At 71.4% G+C, this 21672-nt stretch carries 21 protein-coding genes; 11 read left to right on the forward strand and 10 right to left on the reverse strand.

What is annotated here, in order from left to right:
* The 10 genes from BM339_RS04415 to pip all read right to left on the reverse strand — a co-directional run bounded on the left by BM339_RS04415 (position 1) and on the right by pip (position 9696).
* Positions 1 to 1200 carry an RNA-guided endonuclease InsQ/TnpB family protein gene (locus BM339_RS04415; RefSeq protein WP_143118272.1) on the reverse strand — a complete coding sequence of 400 codons (1200 nt, stop codon included), beginning with the start codon at positions 1198 to 1200 and terminating at the stop codon, positions 1 to 3.
* A gap of 390 nt (positions 1201 to 1590) precedes the next feature.
* Positions 1591 to 2556: an ectoine/hydroxyectoine ABC transporter ATP-binding protein EhuA gene (gene ehuA / locus BM339_RS04420; protein WP_021597320.1), complete on the reverse strand. Its 966-nt coding sequence runs from the start codon at positions 2554 to 2556 to the stop codon at positions 1591 to 1593.
* Complete coding sequence (gene ehuD / locus BM339_RS04425) at positions 2543 to 3196, reverse strand: ectoine/hydroxyectoine ABC transporter permease subunit EhuD (RefSeq protein ID WP_021597321.1); 654 nt, start codon at positions 3194 to 3196, stop codon at positions 2543 to 2545. Before ehuD ends, ehuA begins: the two co-directional genes overlap by 14 nt.
* The gene (gene ehuC, locus BM339_RS04430; RefSeq protein ID WP_075019956.1) at positions 3196 to 3912 is read right to left on the reverse strand and encodes an ectoine/hydroxyectoine ABC transporter permease subunit EhuC; all 717 of its coding nucleotides are present in this window, start codon (positions 3910 to 3912) and stop codon (positions 3196 to 3198) included. Before ehuC ends, ehuD begins: the two co-directional genes overlap by 1 nt.
* 3 nt (positions 3913 to 3915) lie before the next feature.
* A complete protein-coding gene (gene ehuB / locus BM339_RS04435) occupies positions 3916 to 4809 on the reverse strand; it encodes an ectoine/hydroxyectoine ABC transporter substrate-binding protein EhuB (protein WP_021597323.1) in 894 nt (297 codons plus the stop codon).
* 103 nt (positions 4810 to 4912) lie between these two features.
* Positions 4913 to 5851 carry an ectoine hydroxylase gene (gene thpD, locus BM339_RS04440; protein WP_021597324.1) on the reverse strand — a complete coding sequence of 313 codons (939 nt, stop codon included), beginning with the start codon at positions 5849 to 5851 and terminating at the stop codon, positions 4913 to 4915.
* The gene (locus BM339_RS04445) at positions 5848 to 6243 is read right to left on the reverse strand and encodes an ectoine synthase (protein ID WP_021597325.1); all 396 of its coding nucleotides are present in this window, start codon (positions 6241 to 6243) and stop codon (positions 5848 to 5850) included. Before BM339_RS04445 ends, thpD begins: the two co-directional genes overlap by 4 nt.
* Positions 6244 to 6276: 33 nt before the next feature.
* On the reverse strand, positions 6277 to 7539 hold the full coding sequence (gene ectB / locus BM339_RS04450) for a diaminobutyrate--2-oxoglutarate transaminase (RefSeq protein WP_021597326.1): 1263 nt from the start codon (positions 7537 to 7539) through the stop codon (positions 6277 to 6279).
* 56 nt (positions 7540 to 7595) lie between these two features.
* On the reverse strand, positions 7596 to 8144 hold the full coding sequence (ectA, locus tag BM339_RS04455) for a diaminobutyrate acetyltransferase (protein WP_083597233.1): 549 nt from the start codon (positions 8142 to 8144) through the stop codon (positions 7596 to 7598).
* Between the two features lie 583 nt (positions 8145 to 8727).
* The gene (gene pip, locus BM339_RS04460; RefSeq protein ID WP_075020145.1) at positions 8728 to 9696 is read right to left on the reverse strand and encodes a prolyl aminopeptidase; all 969 of its coding nucleotides are present in this window, start codon (positions 9694 to 9696) and stop codon (positions 8728 to 8730) included.
* Positions 9697 to 10047: 351 nt separating this feature from the next.
* Here pip and BM339_RS04465 point away from each other — a divergent pair, with 351 nt between their 5' ends.
* The 11 genes from BM339_RS04465 (at position 10048) to BM339_RS04515 (ending at position 21548) form a co-directional block, all read left to right on the forward strand.
* Positions 10048 to 11697: a coiled-coil domain-containing protein gene (locus tag BM339_RS04465; protein WP_024935260.1), complete on the forward strand. Its 1650-nt coding sequence runs from the start codon at positions 10048 to 10050 to the stop codon at positions 11695 to 11697.
* Between the two features lie 918 nt (positions 11698 to 12615).
* The gene (locus BM339_RS04470; RefSeq protein ID WP_024935259.1) at positions 12616 to 14304 is read left to right on the forward strand and encodes a CTP synthase; all 1689 of its coding nucleotides are present in this window, start codon (positions 12616 to 12618) and stop codon (positions 14302 to 14304) included.
* Positions 14301 to 14945, forward strand: coding sequence for an NUDIX domain-containing protein (locus BM339_RS04475; RefSeq protein WP_075019958.1), 645 nt, complete (start codon positions 14301 to 14303; stop codon positions 14943 to 14945). Before BM339_RS04470 ends, BM339_RS04475 begins: the two co-directional genes overlap by 4 nt.
* Before the next feature lie 41 nt (positions 14946 to 14986).
* A complete protein-coding gene (gene xerD / locus BM339_RS04480; RefSeq protein ID WP_052357475.1) occupies positions 14987 to 16015 on the forward strand; it encodes a site-specific tyrosine recombinase XerD in 1029 nt (342 codons plus the stop codon).
* A gap of 193 nt (positions 16016 to 16208) precedes the next feature.
* On the forward strand, positions 16209 to 17078 hold the full coding sequence (locus tag BM339_RS04485) for a ParA family protein (protein WP_276330333.1): 870 nt from the start codon (positions 16209 to 16211) through the stop codon (positions 17076 to 17078).
* A 34-nt stretch (positions 17079 to 17112) separates the two neighbouring features.
* A complete protein-coding gene (locus tag BM339_RS04490; RefSeq protein ID WP_075019959.1) occupies positions 17113 to 17754 on the forward strand; it encodes a SecDF P1 head subdomain-containing protein in 642 nt (213 codons plus the stop codon).
* A 116-nt stretch (positions 17755 to 17870) separates the two neighbouring features.
* Positions 17871 to 18737, forward strand: coding sequence for a segregation and condensation protein A (locus BM339_RS04495; RefSeq protein WP_024935257.1), 867 nt, complete (start codon positions 17871 to 17873; stop codon positions 18735 to 18737).
* On the forward strand, positions 18730 to 19305 hold the full coding sequence (scpB, locus tag BM339_RS04500) for an SMC-Scp complex subunit ScpB (protein ID WP_021597563.1): 576 nt from the start codon (positions 18730 to 18732) through the stop codon (positions 19303 to 19305). Before BM339_RS04495 ends, scpB begins: the two co-directional genes overlap by 8 nt.
* Positions 19302 to 20033, forward strand: a complete 732-nt coding sequence (locus BM339_RS04505) for a pseudouridine synthase (protein ID WP_021597564.1) — start codon at positions 19302 to 19304, stop codon at positions 20031 to 20033. Before scpB ends, BM339_RS04505 begins: the two co-directional genes overlap by 4 nt.
* A 30-nt stretch (positions 20034 to 20063) precedes the next feature.
* A complete protein-coding gene (gene aroH / locus BM339_RS04510) occupies positions 20064 to 20426 on the forward strand; it encodes a chorismate mutase (protein WP_021597565.1) in 363 nt (120 codons plus the stop codon).
* Positions 20427 to 20447: 21 nt separating this feature from the next.
* Complete coding sequence (locus BM339_RS04515) at positions 20448 to 21548, forward strand: prephenate dehydrogenase (protein ID WP_021597566.1); 1101 nt, start codon at positions 20448 to 20450, stop codon at positions 21546 to 21548.
* The last annotated feature ends 124 nt before the right edge of the window (positions 21549 to 21672 follow it).

Consider the following 21672-nt stretch of genomic DNA (forward strand, 5'->3'; position numbering starts at 1 on the left):
CTACGCGGGCAGGAGAGCCGGTGGAGGTTCGCGGTTCACCGGCCGGGCTGCCGCCCCGCCTCCCTGCGCGGCCACCGTGCGCCCCACGGCGGTGTCTCGGATGTTGCGTGCGGCGTTGACGTCGGCGTTGTCCTGGTGCCCGCAGGCCACGCACCGGAACATCGCTTGGCTCTCGCGGTTGTCCCGGGCACGGTGCCCGCAGGCGTTGCAGGTCTGCGACGTGTACGCAGGGTCGACCCGGACCAGGCGGCCGGGTGCCTTGTGTTCCAGCCGGGTGACGAGCCGACCCCACCCGTTGGCCAGGATGCTCCGGTTGAGCCCTGCTTTGGCGCGGACGTTGGTGCCAGGTACGTCGTTGGTGCCCTTGGCCGAGCGGGTCATGGCGCGCACGCTCAGGTCCTCGACGGCGATCACCTCGAAGCGGCGCGCCAGATCCGTCGAGGTCTTCTCCACCCAATCCTTACGGCGGTCGGCCTCACGCGCTTTGAGCCGCGCGATGGCGGCCTTGACGCGGGCACGCCGGTTCGACCCTGGTTTCGCGCGGGCCAGACGGCGCAGCAGCCGGTTCAGCCGCTCGGCCTCACCCGGCGTCAACCCCGGCACGGTGGAGGTCTCGCCGGTGGACAGCGCGGCGGACACCGCCACGCCGCGGTCGACGCCGACCGCCTCACCGTTACCGGGCGCGGGAACCGGGGCGGGCACGTGCGCGAAGGCGACATGCCACCGTCCGGCGCGGTCGCGGGTCACCCGGAACGACTTCACCCCCGGCGGGACGGGCCGGGACCAGCGGAACCGCACCCACCCCACCTTCGGCACCCGCACCTCACCGGTGCGGCGCGACAACCGCCGCACATCCCAGGCCCGGCCGCGGGCCCCGACGATCCGGAACCCCTCATGCACACCGGCCTTACGCCAGGTCGGGCGCCGGTGCGTGCCCGCGAAGAAGTTCGCCATCGCCTGCGCGAAGTCCTTGAGCGCCTGCTGCTGCACCGTCTGCGACCCGGCCGCCAACCACGGGTTCGCGGCGCGGGCCTCGGTCAACTGGCGGGCTTGGGCAACATACCCCGGCGCCGGGCCCCGGCGCGGCGTCCACCATGCCTGCTGCTCCACGGCCAGATTCCACACGAAGCGGGCATGCCCGCAATGCTCCAGCAACCCCGCCTCCTGGGCAGGGGATGGGCACAGCCGGAACTGGGACACGCCCCACAACATACCGATCGCCACCGACAAACCACGGAGAGCCATCGTGCGGCTGTGGTCGCGGCGGACAAATGTGCAGGCACAGGTCTACGCCCACGGCCACACCGGCGGAGCTGAGGACTTGACCCCGTCGGCGTAGAGCACCCGCCGGGTCGACCTCGATGCCCGGGAACCGCCTGGCCGGCGCCCCGGCGTACTGCCAGAGCGGACCCGGGTCGTCTAGGAGGCGATCGCCCTGCACACCTCCCGCGGCGTCGCTCACCGGTTGCGGCCCGAGATCGTGTGGGGCGGGCCCGGTCGGAAGCAGCGCGGTCCAAGCGGGCCCCCTCAATGAGGGTCGCCCGCGTCCCCGGGGCGACGGGGGCGCGGGCGACGCGGGTTCGGGCTCCTTCAGGACGCGAGGACCGCCTGCAGGAAGTCCCGGGTGCGCTGCTCGGACGGTTCGCCGAAGATCTGGTCCGGCGGCCCCTCCTCGACGATCTGGCCCTGGTCGAACATCAGGACCCGGTTCGAGATGTCCTTCGCGAAGGTCATCTCGTGGGTGACGCACAGCATCGTCAGGTCGCTCTGCCGGGCGATGTCGCGCAGCAGGTCCTGGACGCCGACGACGAGCTCGGGGTCCAGGGCCGAGGTGACCTCGTCCAGCAGCAGGACGCGCGGCTGCATGGCGAGCGCCCGCGCGATCGCCACCCGCTGCTGCTGCCCGCCGGACAGCTGCGTCGGGTGCGCGTTCTCCTTGTCCGACAGGCCGACCATGTCGAGCAGGCCCTTGGCGCGCTCGACCGCCTCGTCCTTGGACACCCCCAGCACGCGCACCGGCCCCTCCGTGAGGTTGCGCAGCACGTTCATGTTGGGGAACAGGTTGAACTGCTGGAACACCATGCCGACCTGCTTGCGCATCTCGTGCAGGTGCTTCTGGCCCGCCGGGACGCGCTTGCCGCCCCGCTCCTCGTGCCACAGCGTGTCGTCGCCGATCCAGATGAGGCCCTCGTCGAGGGCCTCCAGGGTCATCAGCAGCCGCAGGATGGTGGTCTTGCCCGACCCGCTCGGCCCGATGAGGGTCACGCGCTCGCCGGGCTCCACGGTGAAGTCCAGCTCGCGGAGCACCACGTTCGAGCCGAACCGCTTGATGACCTTCTCGAAGCGGATGCCTGGCGCCTCGCCGTGCGGCAGCTCCACGGGCGCCTCGTCCTTCGTGACGCCCGCCTCCTCGCCGCCGCCCTTCTCTGTGCCGCCCTTTTCGAGGCCGCCCTTCTCGGTGGACACGCCCCGCCCCGCGGCGGCGTCCTTCTTCTCGGCGCCGCCGTCGGAGTCGTTCGGCGAGGGCGCGTCCGGTGTCGTGTCAGTTGGTGGCATAGCGCCTCTCCAAGCGGCGGACGAGTATCGAGGATATGACGCTGACGATGACGAACAACAGGCCGACCATCGTGATCGGCTCCAGGAACTGCAGCGACCGCGAACCCACCTGGTACGCGGAGAACAGCAGCTCCGAGACGTTGATCGCCAGCAGCATCGGCGAGTCCTTGAACATCGCGATCAGGTAGTTGCCGAGGGTCGGGATCACCCGCCGGATCGCCTGCGGCAGGATCACGTCCAGCCACACCCTCGTGCGCGGCAGGTTCAGCGCGGTGCACGCCTCCCACTGCCCCTTCGGCACGTCGGCGATCCCGGCGCGGTACACCTCGGCCGTGTAGGTCGAGTAGTGGATCCCGAGCGTGATGATCCCCGCGGTGAGCGACCCGATGGTCACGCCCCACGCGGGCAGGACGAAGAACACGAAGTACAGCTGGGGGATCAGCGGCGTCGACCGGATGAACTCGGTGATCCACCGGATCGTCTGGTTGAACACCCGGCTCGGGGTGCGGCGCAGCAGCGTCCACACCAGGCCGAGCACGATCGCGATCACGTAGCCGGCCAGCGTCGCGATGACCGTGTAGCGCAACCCGTCCAGCAGGTCGGGCAGGATGTCGCCGGAGTACTGCCAGTCCCAGGTCATCAGCTGCCCACCCCCGCTCCGGGCGCGCCGGCGGCGATCGTCCCGAGGGACGGTTCGCTCGGCAGCCTGCGGCCCAGCATGCGGTCCACGCGCCGCTCGGCGTAGCGGACGAACAGCTGCAGGAGCTGCGCGATCACGAAGTACAGGACGAGGACCACGGAGAACGCCGCGACGGTCTCACCGGTGCTGCCCTGGATGTTCTTGGAGACGCGGGTCAGGTCGACCAGGCCGACCAGGGACACGATGGCCGTCCCCTTCATCAGCTCGATGATGAGGTTGCCGAAGGGCGGCAGCATCAGCGCGAAGGCCTGCGGCAGCAGGACCCGCCGCATCCGCTGGACCGGCGTGAAGTTCAGCGCCACCGTGGCCTCGTACTGCGCCTTCGGGACGGCGTTGATCGAGCCGCGGACCACCTCCGCGCCGTAGGCGCCGACGTTCAGGCCGAGGGCCAGCACGGCCGCGAACGTCGTGGTGAAGCGCAGGCCGATGAGGGGCAGCGCGTAGAAGAACCAGAACAGCAGCACCAGCGTGGCGTTGCCGCGGAAGAACTCCACGTACACCCGGTTCAGCACGCGCACCCACGCGTGGCGCGAGGTGCCCGCCATCCCGAAGATCAGCGCGAGCACCAGCGCCAGCGCGCCGCCGAGGAGGGTGAGCCGGACCGTGACCCACGCCCCGTCCAGCCACTGGGGATAGCTGTCGAGGACATCGGACACAGGTCAGCCCTGGCAGAACTTGGCGGCGGTGTCGTCGGCGGCGGGCATCTCCGCCTGCGTGAAGCCGAACGGCTGCAGGATCGGCAGCAGCTTGTTCCCCTGCTTGAGCTTGCCGAGCTCCCCGTTCCAGGCGTTCAGCAGGTCGCTGTCGGCCTTGCGGAACGCGAACGCGCCGGCGCCGAGCTGCTCCTTGCCGTCGATCACGGGCGTGAAGGCGTCGGTGACCTCGAAGCCCTCGCCCTGGTGCTTGGTCAGCAGGTCGGCCAGCGAGATGCGGGTCAGCCAGATGCAGTCGATGCGCCCGGCCTTGAGGCCCTCGAAGGCGCTCGCCTGGTCGGCGTAGGTCTTGATGTCGCCCTTCTTGACGCCCGTCTTCTCGGCGTAGCCGGCCTCGACCGCGCCGGTGAGCACGCCGACCTTGACGCCCTTCTTGCCGGGGTCCTCGGCGGCCTTCAGGCCCTCCGGGTTGCCCTCGGGCACCATGAAGGCGCTCTTGGCGACGTACTCGGGGTTGGCGAACGCCGCCGAGGCGCACCGCTCCGGCGTGATGAACATGCCGGCCGCGATCGCGTCGAACCGCTTGGCGTTCAGCCCGGCGATGAGCCCGCCGAAGTCGACCTGGACGCCCTTGATGTCGTCGATGCCGAGGTTCTTGAAGATGACGCGGGCGAGCTCGGGGGCCTCGCCGGTCAGCTTCCCGGACTTGTCGGTGTAGCCGTAGGGGGCCTCGTTGGCGAACCCGACCGTGATCGTGCCGGCGCTCTTGGCCTTGTCCAGCGTGCCGCCGCCGGCCTTCTCCTCTTCCGGATCCGTCGTGGAGCAGCCCGCCGCGGCCAGCGGCACCGCGGCGGACAGCAGAACGGCGGTCCGGAGGAAGTCGCGTCTCGAGGAAGTCATCGTTGAACTCCTGGGATGGGTGTGCTCCGCGCCCGCGGGGACCGGTGGCGGCCCCCGCGGGCGCGGAGCGGGTGGGTCGGGGTTATCGAATTGTTGTGTTCGGTCAGGCGCCGACCGGGCCTCCCTCGGCGCCCCCGGCGCCGACGGGAGTGAAGTCACGCGCGCCGATGAACGTCGGACGGGGCGCGGGCGCCGAGAACGGCTCGGCGCAGGTGTTCTCCACGCTGTTGAACACGATGAACACGTTGGATCGCGGGAACGGGGTGATGTTCCCGTTCGAGCCGTGCATGCAGTTGCAGTCGAACATGGTCGCCGAGCCCGCGGGCCCCGTGAACAGCTCGATCCCGTGCTTGTCGGCCAGGATCGACAGGCTGTTCGGGTCGGGCGTGCCGATCTCCTGTCCGCGCAGGGACTCCTTGTAGTGGTCGTCCGGCGTCTCCCCGACGCAGGCCACGAAGGTCTTGTGCGAGCCAGGCATGATCATTAGCCCGCCATTGTGCACGAAATTCTCGGTGAGCGCGATGCTTATGCTCACCGCGCGCATCCGGGGCATGCCGTCCTCCGCGTGCCAGGTCTCGAAATCCGAGTGCCAGTAGAAGTCCTTGCCAGTGAACCCTGGCTTGTAGTTCACCCGGCTCTGGTGCACGTAAACCTCCGAGCCGAGGATCTGCCTGGCCCGGCCCACGACGCGGTGGTCGCTCACCAACTGGGCGAACACCTCGCTGATCTTGTGCACCTCGAAGATGGAGCGGACCTCCTCGGACCCGCGCTCGGTGACCGTGCGCTCGTCGGCCAGCACCTGCGGGTCCGCCGACAGCCGGCGCAGCTCGGCGCGGTAGTCCTCGACCTCGTCCGGCGCGAGCAGCTGGTCGACGGACAGGAACCCGTTGGCCTCGAAGGAGTCGAGCGTCGCGGCGTCGATCGGCCCGTCCTGCGCATCGCCGTGCACGACCGGGTCCTGGCGGTACAGCAGCGCCGCCTCGGAGGACTTGCGGGTCGGATAGGCGTCGTCGATGGTCGGATGGGACTCGATGATGCTCATGCGTCCTCCTCGGTCAGCAGCGGGTAGACACCGTTCTCGTCATGGACCTCCCGCCCGGTGCAAGGGGGGTTGAAGACGCAGACGGTCCGCACGTCCGTGTGGGCCCGCAGGGTGTGGTGCTCGTGTCCGTCGAGCAGGTACATCACGCCCGGCTCGATCTTGTGCTTCTCGCCCGTCTCGTCGTTGGTGAGCTCGCCCTGCCCCTCGACGCAGTAGACGGCCTCGATGTGGTTGGCGTACCACATCCTCGTCTCGGTCCCCGCGTACAGGATCGTCTCGTGCAGCGAGAACCCGACGCCCTCCTTGGCCAGCACGAACCGCCGGCTGCACCAGGTCGGCGCCTGCACGTCCCGCTCGGTGCCGATGATCTCCCCAAGGGAACGAACGATCATGAATCTCCTCTTTTCAGATGTGCCGGGGGCGGCTCAGACGGTGACCTTCTGGCGGACGGCCTCCATGGACTCCGCGATGATCTCCAGGCCGCGGCCCAGCTCGGCCTCCGTCGTGGTGAGCGGCGGAAGCAGTTTGACGACCTCGCCCTCCGGGCCGGACGTCTCCATGAGCAGCCCCCGCGCGAACGCCTCGTCGCACACCCGCGGCGCCATCTCGGCGTCGTTCATCACCAGGCCCCAGGCGAGGCCGCGGCCGCGGACGCCGTCGATCGCGCCGGCGTGCGCGAGCGCGATCTCCTCCAGCGCCGACTGGACCTGCTGGCCCTTGGCGAGGGTCTCCTTCTCCATGTCGTCGCCGGTCCAGTAGTCCTCCAGCGCGGCGACGGCGGTGATGAACGCGGGGTTGAAGCCGCGGAAGGTGCCGTTGTGCTCGCCCGGCTCCCACACGTCCAGCTCGCGCTTCATCAGGGTCACCGCGAACGGCAGCCCGTAGCCGCTGAGGGACTTGGACAGGCAGACGATGTCCGGGGTGATCCCGGCCTCCTCGAAGCTGAAGAACGGCCCGGTGCGGCCGCAGCCCATCTGCACGTCGTCGACGATGAGGAGGATGTCGTGCCGGTGGCACAGGTCCTGCAGACCGCGCATCCACTCGGCTGTGGCGACGTTGATGCCGCCTTCGCCCTGCACGGTCTCCACGATCACGGCGGCGGGCTTGTCCAGGCCGCTGCCGCTGTCGTCGAGCATCGTCTCGAAGAGCAGGAAGTCGGGCGTCCGGCCGTCGAGGTAGTTGTCGTACGGCATCGCCACGCCGTGCCCGAGCGGCACGCCGGCCCCCGTCCGCTTCATGGAATTCCCGGTGACGGCGAGCGCGCCCAGCGTCATCCCGTGAAAGGCGTTGGTGAAGCTGACCACCGTCTCGCGGCCGGTGTACTTGCGCGCGAGTTTCAGCGCCGCCTCGACGGAGTTGTTGCCCGCCGGGCCCGGGAACTGCACCTTGTAGTCGAAGCCGCGCGGCATCAGGACGTACTCGTTGAAGCGTTCCAGGAACTCGCGTTTGGCGGTCGTGTACATGTCGAGGCCGTGCACGACCGAGTCGCCGGCGAGGTAATCCAGCAGCCGGCGTTTCAGCTGCGGGTTGTTGTGCCCGTAGTTGAGCGTTCCGGCGCCGGCGAAGAAATCAAGGTAGGTTTTACCGTTCTCGTCGGTCATGTGGCTGCCCCGCGCGGTGGTGAACACGGTGGGCCAGCTCCTGCAGTAGCCGCGGACTTCGGATTCCAGGCGGGCGAAGACGTCCATGTCTGCCTCCAGGCAGGTAGGGGTGGGGAGCGGGCAGGGGGTGGGAACGGGGTCGGTCAGTGCGCGCCGGTGATCGGGCCGATCCTGAAGAGCACCTCGGGCTCGTGTCCCCCCTCGGGGAAGTGCTCCGCGCCGAACAGCGGGCTGCGGGCTAGCTCGCAGCCGCGGTCCCGGGCGAACGATGCGAACATCGCGGTCGAGGCCGTGTTGGCCGGCGTGACCGTCGCCTCCATGTACCGGTGCCCGCGCGGGGCGAGCCGGTCGGCGAGGCGGTCGAGCATCCGGCGGGCGAGTCCCTGGCCGCGATGGTCGTGGTCGACGGCGACCTGCCAGACGAAGAACGTGTCCGGGCGGGACGGCCGGACGTACCCGGTGATGAAGCCGCAGGCGCCCGCGCCGTCACGCGCCACCACGGACGTGTCCGCGAAATCGCGGCACCAAAGCGTGTAGCTGTACGGCGAGTTGACATCCAGGACCCGTGAGTCCCGGGCGAGCCGCCAAAGCTGCGGGCCGTCGGTGAGGCTCGGCTCCTGGATTGCCACTTCCGCGTTCGTCTCGTTTCCATCGGGGCGTCCGGTCGGTGATTCCAGGGGTTGCGCTGCCATGTCCAGGCAACTTAGCGAATCTCGACCGGTGATCGCAGATGATTGTTATCTGCGTGATGTTTAGCCCCATCTGCCACTGGGTATGGTTAAGGGCTTTGCGGATTTGAGTGCAATTCCGGCGGGCTTTGCCCGGGCCGTCGTGCGCATTTCCCGGTGATACGCAGGAGTAACTGCCGGGCGCGCCGCGGAACCGTGCGGGACGTTTCCTGAACGTCACCTTAATGTTCGGCCGCCGGTCTGAGGGCGCGTTTTGGTATCGGTTGTGTGAGGTAAGTCACTCAGATTCGCTGTCAACTGGACGCGTGCGGCGGGCGTCACGTCGCGTCGCGGGAGGTCGTCCGCCTGCGGGCGCCCTGGGACGGGTGGGGGACAAGGCGTTGGCGCGGGCTCTGGGGGGCCCGGTTTCCTGACCTTCAAGCGCAGAGGTCCCTAGCCTAAGAGTAAGAGCTTGATTGCTATCTGGTAAGAAATCGTGGGTTTCGGGTCGCACATGCGACGGCCGGGGCCGGGACCCGAAGCCCGCCCCCGGCCACTTTCCGGACACCAGTCCACCGCATTAGGGTGCAGCCGTTTTGATCCGGCGTCAGCCCTTCCCAGCGAAGCGGTCGGTCGCCTCGATCAGGCGGTGCAGGATCCCCGGTTCGCTGTAGGCGTGTCCCGCGTCGTCGACGATGTGGAAATCCGCCTCGGGCCACGCGCGGTGCAGATCCCAGGCCGTCGCGACCGGGGTGCAGACGTCGTAGCGGCCCTGGATGATGACCGCCGGGATGTGCCGGATCTTGTCCACGTCCCGGATCAGCTGGTCCTCCTCGAGAAACCCCTCGTTGACGAAGTAGTGGTTCTCGATGCGGGCGAACGCCACCGCGTAGTCCGGCTCCGCGAACCCGCCGGCCAGCTCCGGATCCGGCCGCAGCGTGAGCGTCGAGCCCTCCCACGTCGCCCACGCCTTCGCCGCCGCGACCCGCACCTCCCGGTCGGGGGACTCCAGCCGCTCCCGGAACGCCGAGATGAGGTCCTCGCGCTCGTCCTCGGGGATCGGCTCCACGTACTTCTCCCACAGGTCGGGGAACAGCAGCGACGCCCCCTCCTGGTAGAACCAGTACAGCTCGAAGGGCCGCAGCATGAAGATGCCGCGCAGCACCAGCTCGGTCACCCGCTCCGGATGCGTCTGCGCGTACGCCAGGGACAGCGCGCTGCCCCAGCTCCCCCCGAACACCAGCCAGCGCTCGATGCCGAGGTGCTCCCGGAGCCGCTCCATGTCGGCGACGAGGTTCCAGGTGGTGTTGCCCTCCAGTGACACCTCCGGGTCCTTCGCGTGCGGCTCGCTCCGCCCGCAGTTGCGCTGGTCGAACAGCACGACCCGGTACGCCTCCGGGTCGAACTGCCGGCGGTGCGCGGGGCTGCACCCGCCGCCCGGCCCGCCGTGCACCATCACCGCGGGCTTGCCCTCCGGATTCCCGCAGACCTCCCAGTAGATACGGTCGCCGTCGCCGACGTCGAGCAGCCCGGAATCGTATTGCTCGATCGGCGGATACAGGGTGCGAAGCTCCATGGGGCGCGATTGTCCCACCCCGGCCGCGTCCCGCAGCGGTGTGACCCACGGCACCGTGCGCGCCTCGATCAGGCGTCCGGCGTGCGAGAACACGGCGCGAGAGTCGAGAAAGTAAACCCCAAACTGGGCAAACGTTCCGCTGGTCGGGACTAGAGTGCCTCTAGTGAGCGAAGCGAGGAGCCACAGGGCCGGCTGCGGAGCGAACGAGATGAGCACAACGACCCCCGCGAACGCGGCCGCGCGCCGCCGGGCGAGGAGACACGTGAGCGAAGTGACGAGCCGTCGGGCGAGCGACGCGGCGAGCAGGGTGAACGGCGCCGCTGCGCTCCCGCCCGGGAGGCGAGGAGACCGGTGAGCGAGCTGAACGGATCGGGCGGTTCCCGCGGCGTCCCGGACGCCGCCAACCCCTGGCCCGCCATGGGACGCGACCCGAACCGCGCCCCCCAGGCGCTGCCGGCCGCCCAGCAGCCGATCCAGATGTCCAAGCCCGGCCAGCAGGCGCCGCACGCCCGGACGGGCGAGATCGTGCGCCCCGACGTCGAGCAGCACGAGGCCCAGCCCTGGGACATCGTCGAGCGGCTCCGCCAGATGGCCGACCTCATCGGCGACGCGCTCGCCGCGGGGGAGCGCAAGGTCAACGAGGCGCAGACCGAGACGGCGTCGCAGGTCGCCGCCGTCCAGCAGGAGAAGGAGTCGGCGCAGCGCGACGCGGCCGCCGCCTGGGGCGAGGTGCAGCGCGCCCGCGGCCAGGCCGAGCAGGCCGACCGCCGCGCCGTCGAGGCCGAGCGCCGCCTCGCCGAAGCCCAGAACGAGGCGTCGTCGCAGGTCGCCGCCGTCCAGCAGGAGAAGGAGTCGGCGCAGCGCGACGCCGCGGCCGCCTGGGGCGAGGTGCAGCGCGCCCGCGGCCAGGCCGAGCAGGCCGACCGCCGGGCGGTGGAGGCCGAGCGCCAGGCCGCCGAGGTCGTCACGCAGATCGCCGCGCTCCAGACCGAGAAGGAGAACGCGCAGCGCGACGCCGCCGCCGCCTGGAACCAGGCCCAGCAGGGACGCGCCCAGGCCGACCAGGCCCGCGCCCAGGCCGACCAGGCCCGCGCGCAGCTGGAGCAGGTGCAGGCCCAGGTCGAGCAGGCCGAGCGCCGCGTCGCCGAGGCCGAGGCCACCGTCCGCCAGGCGATCCAGCAGCGCGACGCCATGAGCGAGGCCCGCGACGACGCCCTGCGCGCCGTCGAGGACGCCGTCGGCGGCCGCCGCTCCGCCGAGTCCGAGCGCGACCGCGTCGCCGAGCAGGCCGCCGAGCTGTCCCGCGCGCTGGAGGCCGCGCACGCCGAGCTGTCGCAGCTGCGCGCCAAGGTCACCGACGCCGAGATGACCGCGCAGAACCTCCAGCACGCCGTCGCCGCCACCGGCAAGGAGGCCGAGGAGAGCCGCCGCCGCGCCGAGGTCTCCGAACGCCGCGCCCAGGAGAACGAGCGCCGCGCGCAGGACGCCGAACGCCGCGCCCAGGACGCCGAGCGCCGCATCCAGGAGACCGTCGCCCGCGCCGACTCCGCCGAGGCCGAGCGGCAGCAGGCCCTCGACACCGCCGCGCAGTCCCTGGAGGCCGCCAAGAAGACCGAGCGGGAACGCGACGCCGCCGCCAAGGCGCGGGAGTCCGCGGACCGGAACCGGGAGGCCGCCGTCCAGGCGCAGGCCCGCGCCGAGTCCGAGCTCACCCTCGCCCGCGGCCGCGCCGACCAGGCCGGCCGCGAACGCGACAAGACCGTCGCCGCGATGCGCCAGCTCGCCGCCGAACGCGACGCCGTCGCCGAGAAGCTCGCCGAACGCGACCAGTGGGTCGACCAGCTCGCCCAGGCCGTCACCGAGCAGCGCGCCCAGATCGCCGAACTCTCCCAGGAACGCGACGCCGCCCGCCAGGCCGCCGACCAGGCCCGCAGCCTGATCGACGAACTGACCAGACAACTCCGCACCATCATGCCCACAGCGGCTACGCCCCGCCTATAGGGGGGACGACCCCCCTGCACCCCCCGTCACGAGCCGGCCGATCCTCACGCCACGGTGCGGGTGTGTAGCGACCGTGCAGGTCGGCGGCGTGTCGCTGCGGTCGCCCGGCTCGACGGGTCGGGCGACCTCCGGGCGCCAGGGCGCCCTCCGGCCACCCGACCCGCGGGTCACGGGCTGAGCCCCGCACTCAATCTCAGCCCCCACTACCAAGAGCCGCACGAATCGTCCACATCCAAGAGCGTCGCGAATGATGTCAAGCAAGAGCCTTGCGAGCCAGGTTCTCCCAGGGCAGCGCGAGCGCTGCTCATCCAGGGCGTCGCGGGTCTTGTCCACGAAGGAGCCTTGCGAGTCGTGCTCGTCCGAGAGCGTTGCGGGATGGCGCTCATCTAAGGGCCTCGCGGGGTCGCGTCGCGGGTCGTGCGCGGGCCGTGCCTGCGCAAAGGCGTTGCGGGTCGTGCTCAGCCAAGAGCGTGCCGAGTTGGGCTCAGCCAAGAGCGTTGCGAACGTCTTCATGCGGAAGCGTGGGCGGCGTGCTCAGCCAAGAGGCGTGCCGGGTGGTGCTCAGCCAAGAGCCGTTTGTGGCGGTACGGACGCGCGGACGCCAGCCGGTGGCCCAGCCACGCGACAACCGAAATGGTTGCGATCGCGTCCGAAGGCAGGGGCGAGCGAAGCGAGACCCTGATCGCGAAGCGAGCCGCAAGGCGAGCCGGAGCGATGCCAGCGATCGCCCGCGGTGCCCGACGATGGAGGGCCGCCAAGGCCCGAAGGAGGAGGGCACTGCCATAAACACAGCAGCGATCGCCCGCGTTTCTCGACGATAGAGGGTGCCCAGCGCCCGAAGGAGGAGAGAAATGCCATAAGCTAGAGGCCCGTGGACAGTGAGCGTGTCCGCCTCGCAACGACCACGGGAGTCTCTTCTTGCCTTCGGCAGCCACTGGTAGGCCGCGTCCTACCAAGCATCTCTTCGTTACCGGCGGTGTCGCCTCCAGCCTCGGCAAGGGACTGACGGCGTCCAGCCTTGGGCGGCTTCTCGCTCTCCGCGGCCTGCGGGTCACCATGCAGAAGCTCGATCCCTACCTCAATGTCGATCCCGGGACGATGAACCCGTTCCAGCACGGCGAGGTGTTCGTCACAGATGACGGCGCCGAGACCGATCTGGACATCGGGCACTACGAGCGGTTCCTGGACACCGAGCTGCACGGGTCCGCGAACGTCACCACGGGGCAGGTCTACTCCAACGTGATCGCCAAGGAGCGGCGCGGGGAGTACCTCGGCGACACGGTGCAGGTGATCCCGCACATCACCAACGAGATCAAGGACCGCATCCGCGGGATGGGCGAGGACGGCGAGGTCGACGTCGTCATCACCGAGGTGGGCGGGACGGTCGGCGACATCGAGTCGCTGCCGTTCCTGGAGTCGGTGCGCCAGATCCGGCACGAGATCGGGCGGGAGAACTGCTTCTTCCTGCACGTGTCGCTGCTGCCCTACATCGGGCCGTCCGGGGAGCTGAAGACCAAGCCGACGCAGCACTCGGTGGCGGCGCTGCGCTCCATCGGCATCCAGCCCGACGCGATCGTGTGCCGGTCCGACCGGCCGATCACCGACGGGCTCAAGCACAAGATCAGCCTGATGTGCGACGTGGACCGCGAGGCCGTCGTGTCGGCGGTGGACGCCGCGAGCATCTACGACATCCCGAAGGTGCTGCACTCGGAGGGGCTGGATGCCTACGTGGTGCGCCGCCTCGACCTGCCGTTCCGGGACGTGGACTGGGGGTCGTGGGACGAGCTGCTGCGCCGCGTCCACAAGCCGGCCCGCGAGGTCACGATCGCGCTGGTCGGCAAGTACATCGACCTGCCGGACGCGTACCTGTCGGTCACCGAGGCGCTGCGGCACGGCGGGTTCGGCAACGACGCGAGGGTGCACATCCGCTGGGTGAAGAGCGACGACTGCGAGACGCCCGAGGGCGCCAAGCGGGAGCTGGACGGCGTGGACGGCGTCCTCGTCCCGGGCGGGTTCGGGGTCCGCGGCATCGAGGGCAAGCTCGGCGCGGTCCGGCACGCCCGGGAGAACCGGGTGCCGCTGCTCGGCATCTGCCTCGGGCTTCAGTGCATGGTCATCGAGGCGGCGCGGACGCTCGGCGCGCTGACCGACGCCGGCAGCGCCGAGTTCGACGCCACCACCGCGCATCCCGTCGTCGCCACCATGACCGACCAGCTCGACGTGGTCGCCGGGGAGCGCGACATGGGCGGCACGATGCGGCTCGGCCTGTACCCGGCCGACCTCGCCGAGGGCTCCGTGGTCCGGGGGCTGTACGGGGAGGCGAAGGTGTCCGAGCGGCACCGGCACCGCTACGAGGTCAACAACGCCTACCGCGACCGGCTGGAGCAGGCCGGGCTGCGGTTCTCGGGCCTGTCACCGGACGGGCGGCTCGTCGAGTACGTCGAGCTGCCGCGCGAGCAGCACCCGTTCTTCGTCGGCACGCAGGCGCATCCGGAGTTCCGGTCCCGCCCGACCCGGCCGCATCCGCTGTTCACCGGTCTCATCTCCGCCGCCCTCGACTACGCGGAGGCGCGCGAGGGCGGGACGGGGACCGTGGCCACGTCATGAGCGGCGAGGAGCTCGGCCCGGACGACGTCCGTGACCGTCCGGAGCGCTGGACGGTCGTCGAAACGTCCACGCCTTACAAGGGACGCGTCTTCGGTGTCCGCGTCGACCAGGTGGAGATGCCGGTCGGCGACGGTGTGGAGGCCGTCCAGCGCGACGTGATCGAGCACATCGGCTCCGTCGGTGTCATCGCCGTCGACGACCGGGACCGGGTGCTGCTGCTGCGGCAGTACCGGCACCCGGTGGCGCGGCTGCTGTGGGAGGCGCCCGCCGGCCTGCGGGACGTGGACGGCGAGCCCCTGCACAAGCTCGCCGAGCGGGAGCTGCTGGAGGAGTCCGGGTACCGGGCCGAACGCTGGGACACCCTGCTCGACGTGTACCCCACGCCCGGCATGGCCGACGAACGCGTCCGGATCTTCCTGGCCCGGGGCCTCACCGAGGTGCCCGCCGACGAGATCGACTTCGAGCGGGTCCACGAGGAGGCCGACATGCCGGTCGTCTGGGTGCCGCTGGAGGAAGCGGTCCGCAAGGTGTTCGCGGGCGAGCTGCACAACATGATCGCCTGCATGGGCGTCCTCGCGGTGCGCGCGGCGCGCGACTCCGGGTACGCCGATCTGCGCCCGGTCGACGCGCCGGAGCACTGAGCCCCGGATGAGGTCCCCCTCCGGCCGCCGGAGGGGGCATGATGGGCGGGTCCCCGGAGCCCACGGCCGGAAGAGGTGCCGCACTGTCCCCGAGCCCGTCCTCCCGGAGCAGCACGCGGGACGCGGCCGACGCCGCGGAGTCCGCGGTCGACTCGGCCGTCCGCGCCTATCTGGCGCATCTGGCGGTCGAGCGGGGCCTGGCCGCCAACACGCTCAGCTCCTACCGCCGCGACCTGCGCCGGTACGCCCAGGTGCTGGACGGCCGGGGCCGCGCGGCCATCGGCGAGGTCGCCGAGGACGACGTCCGGGCGTTCCTGGTGGTGCTGCGCGAGGGCGACCCGGACCATCCGCCGCTGTCGGCGGGCTCGGCGGCGCGGGCGCTGGTCGCCGTCCGGGGGCTGCACCGGTTCGCGCTGCGGGAGGGCCTGGCCGCGACCGACCCGGCGCACGACGTGAAGCCGCCGACGCCGCCGCGCCGGCTGCCGAAGGCGATCTCGCTGGCGGAGGTCGAGCGGCTGCTCGCCGCGGCGGCCGGGCCGTCCGGCGACCCCGGCGGCGCGCGCGGCCTGCGCGACCGGGCGCTGCTGGAGCTGCTCTACGGGTCGGGCGCGCGGATCTCCGAGGCCGTCGGCCTGGACGTCGACGACCTCGACCTGCGCGACGGGTTCGCCCGCGTCGCCGGCAAGGGCGGCAAGGCCCGGGTGGTGCCGATCGGCGACTACGCCCGCGAGGCCGTGGACGCCTACCTGGTGCGGGCCCGGCCCGAGCTGGCCGGGGCCGGGCGTGGCGGCCCGGCGCTGTTCCTCAACGCGCGCGGCGGGCGGCTGTCGCGGCAGGGCGCGTGGATGGTGCTGCGCGCCGCCGCCGACCGGGCGCAGCTGTCGGAGGTGTCCCCGCACACCCTGCGGCACTCGTTCGCCACCCACCTGCTGGACGGCGGCGCCGACGTCCGCGTCGTCCAGGAGCTGCTCGGCCACGCCTCGGTGACCACCACGCAGGTCTACACCCTCGTCACGGTCCAGCTGCTCCGCGAGGTCTACGCCACCTCGCACCCGCGGGCGCGGACCTGACCCGGGAGCGGCGCACGGAGGGACGAACCGGACGGACCGGTGCGCCGACAAATCGCGACGTTCGGCGCGCGTCGGCTTGAGCGACGGGGTCGACGGGCCTAGAGTCCCCGTTCTGGATGGCATTTCCAGGCCGCCGGGGAGGGATCTGGTGACCAGCACTAACGGTGCGGATGGAGTCCTTTCCTCCGCCACCATCGAGACCGATCCGAGCCGGGCCCTCGGGCCTACTCAGCGACCCGTGCCGGTGTTCCCGGAACCGGAACCCCTGGACGAGCACGGGCCGGGGCGGATCGTGGCCGTCTGCAACCAGAAGGGCGGCGTCGGCAAGACCACCACGACGATCAACCTGGGCGCCGCGCTCGCCGAGTACGGCCGCCGCGTCCTGCTCGTCGACTTCGACCCGCAGGGCGCCCTGTCGGTCGGCCTCGGCAAGGGCGACCCGCGCCAGCTCGACGTGACGATCCACAACCTGCTGCTCGAACGCGACACCGAGTGGGAGGACGTCGTCATCGAGACCGGCGTCGACGGGATGGACCTGCTGCCGAGCAACATCGACCTGTCCGGCGCCGAGGTCCAGCTCGTCCACGAGGTAGGCCGCGAGTACATCCTGCAGGGCGCGCTGAAGTCGGCCGTCGACCACTACGACTACATCCTCATCGACTGCCAGCCGTCGCTCGGCCTGCTCACCGTCAACGCGCTGGCCGCCAGCGAGGGCGTGCTGATCCCGCTGGAGTGCGAGTACTTCGCGATGCGCGGCGTGGCGCTGCTGATGGAGACCATCGAGAAGGTGCAGGGCCGGATCAACCCCGACCTGGTGATCGACGGGGTGCTCGGCACCATGTACGACTCGCGGACGCTGCACACCCGCGAGGTCCTCGGCCGGATCGTCGAGGCGTTCGGCGACAAGGTCTTCCACACCGTGATCAACCGGACGGTCCGGTTCCCGGACGCGACCGTGGCCGGCGAGCCGATCACGTTCTTCGACCCGAGCTCGATGGGCGCCAACGCGTACCGGAGCCTGGCGCGGGAGGTGCTCATCAGGTGGGCCGCGCAGGCCGCGTGAGGCCGTCCGGCACCCCCTGAGCGACGGAGCGCACATGGGTCACCCCCCGCCCTTTCCCCATGACACGCCGCCCGGCGCGCCGCCGCCCCCGCCGCCCGCGCGCGGGCCGGGGACGGCGCTCATCGTGATCGGCGCCGTGATCGCCGGCTTCATCCTGCTGGTCGCGGTCGTCGTGGGCTATCTCGTGGCGACCGGCGGCGACGGCGGCGAGCCCACGCCGGCCGCGTCGTCGGGGCCGTTCGACCTGCGCGTGCCGCTGACGTTCGCGCTGGTCGAGAAGGAGTCCGCGCCGCCGTGCACGGGCGGGGCGGTGACCGTCACCGGCGCTCGGTCCTGCTACACGTTCGGCGAGGACGACTTGACCGTGCGCAGGCTGGAGAAGGTGCGGGCGGCCGCCCCCGACCCCGCGAAGGGCAACCCCGGCTGGGTCGTCGAGATCACCCTGACCTCCGCGGACGCGCCCGGGTTCGCCGAGCTGACCCGCAAGGCCGCCGAGGCGTCCGCCTCCCAGCTGCCGGCCAGGCTCATGGGCATGCTCGTCGGCGGCGGCCTCGTGTCGGAGCCCGCACAGGTGACCCAGGCCATCACCGGAGGCGAGGTGCAGATCAGCGGGCCGGCCGGCACGTTCGACCGCGCCCACGCGGAGGGCATCGTCGGGCGGCTGACCGGGCGGTAGCGCCCCGGCGGCCCGTCACCGCTCGTGATCGTCCGTGGCGCGGGGGACCCGCCGGGCATGGGACGATGGGGCCGGTGAGCACAGCGCGGGAGGAGTCCTCCGCTACCGTGAGCGACGTGGCCGAGACGTCGCCGGAGCCGGGGCAGGAGAACGAGCAGGAGCAGGGCTTCCGCGTCCACCTGGACAACTTCGAGGGCCCCTTCGACCTGCTGCTCGGCCTGATCTCCAAGCACAAGCTCGACATCACCGAGGTGTCCCTGCACAAGGTCACCGACGACTTCATCGCGCACATCCGCTCGCACGGCGCCGACTGGGACCTCGACCAGGCCAGCCACTTCCTGCTCGTCGCCGCGACCCTGCTGGACCTGAAGGCCGCCCGGTTGCTGCCGTCCGGCGAGGTCGACGACGAGGAGGACCTGGCCCTGCTGGAGGCCCGCGACCTGCTGTTCGCGCGGCTGCTCCAGTACCGCGCCTACAAGGAGGTCGCGCAGGTCATCGCCGGGCACATCGCCGACGCGAGCCGGCGGTACCCGCGCCTGGTGCCGATGGAGCCGAGGTTCGCGAACCTGCTGCCGGAGGTGCTGCTCGGCCTCGGTCCGGACGAGTTCGCCCGGCTCGCCGCGAGGGCGCTCACCCCGAAGGCGCCGCCGGCGGTGTCGGTCGAGCACATGTACCAGCCGAGGGCCAGCGTCAAGGAGCAGGCCGCGATCGTCGTGGAGCGGCTCCGCAGGCTGCGCAGGACGACGTTCCGCGTCCTCGCGTCCGACGCGGAGGGCACCTACGAGGTGGTCGCGCGGTTCCTGGCGCTGCTGGAGCTGTACCGGGAGCAGGCGGTCACGTTCGAGCAGCTGGAGCCCCTCGGCGAGCTGCACATCACGTGGACCGGCACGGACGAGGGCGACGTCGAGGTCGGCGACGACTACGAGGGCGCGCCCGCGAAGGACGACGAGAAGACCCGGAAGGACGAGGGAGACGATGACTGAGGAACCCGGCGCGGACGCGCCGGAGCTCCCCGGGCTGCGGGCGTCCATCGAGGCGATCCTGCTGGTGGTGGACGAGCCCGTCACCGAGATGGCGCTGGCGCAGTTGCTGGAGCGTCCGCGCGGCGAGGTCGCGGAGACGCTGCGGGAGCTGGCCGCGGAATACACCGAGCAGGGGCGCGGGTTCGATCTCAGGGAGGTCGCCGGCGGCTGGCGGTTCTACACCCGGGACGTGTGCGCCCCGGTCGTGGAGCGGTTCGTCACCGACGGGCAGCAGGCGCGGCTGACCCAGGCCGCGCTGGAGACGCTCGCGGTGGTCGCCTACCGGCAGCCGGTGAGCCGGGCCCGCGTGTCGGCGATCCGCGGCGTCAACAGCGACGGCGTCATCCGGACGCTGACGCTGCGCGGCCTGATCGAGGACGCGGGCCAGGACCCGGAGTCGCAGGCGCACCTGTACCGGACCACCGGGTACTTCCTGGAGCGACTCGGCCTGCGCGACCTCGACGAGCTGCCCGAGCTCGCCCCCTACCTGCCCGATGACCTGCCGGACGACATAGTTGAGGACACGTGACCGAGAACGAGGGCGTGCGTCTGCAGAAGGTCCTGGCCGAGGCCGGGATCGGCAGCCGCCGCCACTGCGAGGAGCTGATCGGCGAGGGCCGCGTCACCGTGAACGGGAAGAAGGTGTTCCGGTTCGGTGAGCGCGTCGACCCGCGGCGCGCCGTCATCCATGTGGACGGCAAGCGGGTCGAGACCCGGTCCGAGATGCGGTACTACGCGATCAACAAGCCGCGCGGGGTGGTGTCCACGATGTCGGACGAGCGGGGCCGCAAGTCCCTCGCCGACTACGTGGAGGTGCCCGAGCGGCTGTTCCACGTCGGGCGCCTCGACACCGACACCGAGGGCCTGATCCTGCTCACCAACGACGGCGAGCTGTCGCACCGGCTGACCCACCCGAGCTACGGCGTGGCCAAGACCTACCTGGCGGAGATCCACGGGCCGATCCCGCGCGACCTCGGTCGGCGGCTGAAGGCCGGCGTGACGCTCGACGACGGGCCCGCGAAGGCCGACCGGTTCCGCGTCTTCGACCAGGTCGGACGGCGCGTGCTGGTCGAGATCACCCTGCACGAGGGGCGCAAGCACATCGTGCGGCGCCTGCTGAAGGAGGTCGGGTTCCCCGTCCAGCAGCTCGCCCGCATCGAGTTCGGGCCGATCAGGCTGGGCTCGCTGAAGCCGGGCGGGATGCGGGCGCTGACCGTGCAGGAGGTCGGGGAGCTGTACAAGACGGTCGGGCTGTAAACGACACCGGGTGTGGAAAGGAAGGCGACTGTGGCGGTACGCGCGGTCCGGGGGGCGACGCAGATCGACGCCGACGACCGGGACCAGATCCTGGAGGCGACGACGGAACTGGTCGCGGAGGTGATGGCCCGCAACGAGCTGACCACCGACGACGTCATCAGCGTGATCTTCACGGTGACGCCGGACATCACCGCGGAGTTCCCGGCGCTGGCCGCCCGCAAGCTCGGTTTCCACGAGGTGCCGCTGCTGTGCGCGACGGAGATCGGCGTCCCCGGCTCGCTGCCGCGGGTGATCCGGCTGATGGCGCACATCGAGACGGACCGCCCCCGCTCGGGCGTCCAGCACGTGTACCTGCGCGGCGCGACGGCTCTGCGGCTCGACATAGCGCAGTAGCGGTGGTGCCGGGCAAGTAGGGTGACCGGCGTGAGCGAGGACGTGGTGGCGCGGCGCATCGTCGTGGTCGGGACGGGACTGATCGGGACGTCGATCGCGCTGGCGATGCGGGAGCGCGGCGCCGAGGTGCTGCTGACCGACCGGGACGCGGCGGCGCTGGCGCTGGCGGTGGAGCTCGGCGCGGGCGAGGCGCTGCCCGACGGGGCGCACGAGGAGCCCGCCGACCTGGCGGTGCTGGCCGTGCCGCCTGCGGCGGTGGCGGTGACGCTGCTGGACGCGCAGAAGCGCGGCCTTGCCACCGCCTACACCGACGTGGCGAGCGTGAAGGCGCTGCCGCTGGCGCAGGCGGCGGAGCTCGGCTGCGACCTGACGACGTTCGTGGCGGGGCATCCGCTGGCCGGCAGCGAGCGGTCGGGGCCGAGCGCGGCGCGGGCCGACCTGTTCCTCGGCCGCCCGTGGGCGCTGTGCGCGACGCCGGAGGCGACGCCGGACACCGTCGCCGCCGTCACCGGGCTGGCGAAGGCGTGCGGCGCGATGCCGGTCGAGGTGGACGCGGCCGAGCACGACCGGGCCGTCGCGCTGGTCTCGCACGGCCCGCACGTGGTGTCGGCCGCGGTCGCCGCCCGGCTGACCGGCGCGGACGACGTGGCGCTGGGCCTCGCCGGGCAGGGCGTCCGGGACGTCACCCGGATCGCGGCGAGCGACCCGCGGCTGTGGATCGGGATCCTGTCGGCGAACTCCCAGCCCGTCGCGGACGTGCTGGAGGCCGTCGCGACCGACCTCGCGGTGGCCGCGTCGCTGCTGCGCGACGGCAGCGACGAGGCCGCCGCGCACGTCGCCGACCTGCTGCTGCGCGGGAACGCGGGCCGGGGCCGCATCCCCGGCAAGCACGGCGGCGACCAGCCCGCCTACGCGACCGTGCAGGTGGTCATCCCGGACCGTCCGGGCGAGCTGGCGATGATCTTCCAGGCGGCGGGGATCGCGCAGGTCAACATCGAGGACGTGACGATCGAGCACTCGCCCGGCCGCCCGCTGGGCGTGCTGGAGCTGACGGTCGTCCCCGAGGCCGCCGAGCGCCTCGCCGCCGAACTGCGCGCGCGCGGCTGGTCGGTACCCGGCTGACCGACGCCCGGAGCGGAGCTCTGCGGAGCGGAGGGTGGCGGTCAGCCGTTCTTGTCGGGGGGTCTGGGGGGTCGTCCTCTCAGAGTGGCGCTGACCGACGCCTGGAGCGGGGCTCTGCGGAGTG

It is taken from the genome of Actinomadura madurae, from assembly GCF_900115095.1.
In the GTDB taxonomy this organism is placed as follows: Bacteria; Actinomycetota; Actinomycetes; order Streptosporangiales; family Streptosporangiaceae; genus Spirillospora; species Spirillospora madurae.